General features: G+C 53.8%; 1 pseudogene. It reads left to right on the top strand.

Annotated features, from left to right (window positions below):
• Positions 1-641 (top strand): annotated as a pseudogene (locus tag DW965_RS18915) (type IV secretory system conjugative DNA transfer family protein); the annotation flags it as partial.

Here is a 641-nt window from a genome sequence, read left to right as displayed (position 1 = left end):
ACCCTAAATTTCAGAACAATGTCATTCTGACCGGGACGGAGTTCCTTACCATGAACACCCGTCCGAAGATACCCGCCAATGCCCGGAACCTAAACGCCTGTGTCATCGGCTCGTCCGGCTCGGGCAAGACAAGGTTCTGGCTGACCCCGCAGCTCCTTCAAGCCCATTCCTCGTATGTGGTGGTAGACCCGAAGGGCGGCACCCTCGACCAGTGCGGGCGGTTTCTGCAACGGGAGAAATACAGGGTGCGGGTGTTCAATAGTATCGACTTTTCAAAATCCATGCACTACAATCCGCTGGCCTATATCAAGACGGAAAGCGATGTTTTGAAATTCGTTACCGCTCTGATCGCCAACACCAAAGGCGACGGCAAGGAGGGCGACGAGTTCTGGACAAAAGCAGAAACCCTCTTGTACTGCGCCCTTGTGGCCTACATCGTGTTTGAGGGGCCGGAGGAAGAACGCAACATGAATACGCTGGTGGAAATGATAAACAGCATGGAAGTCCGGGAGGATGACGAACCTTCAAAAATGCGGTGGACTATATGTTTGACGGGCTGGAACGCCGCAGCCCCCAGCACTTCGCCGTGAGGCAGTATAAGAAATACAAGCTCGCCAGCGGCAAGACAGCCAAAAGCATTT

Source organism: Blautia sp. AM47-4 (assembly GCF_003479865.1).
Taxonomy (GTDB): domain Bacteria; phylum Bacillota; class Clostridia; order Lachnospirales; family Lachnospiraceae; genus Fusicatenibacter; species Fusicatenibacter saccharivorans.
This window is presented reverse-complemented; position numbering and strand designations above follow the sequence as displayed.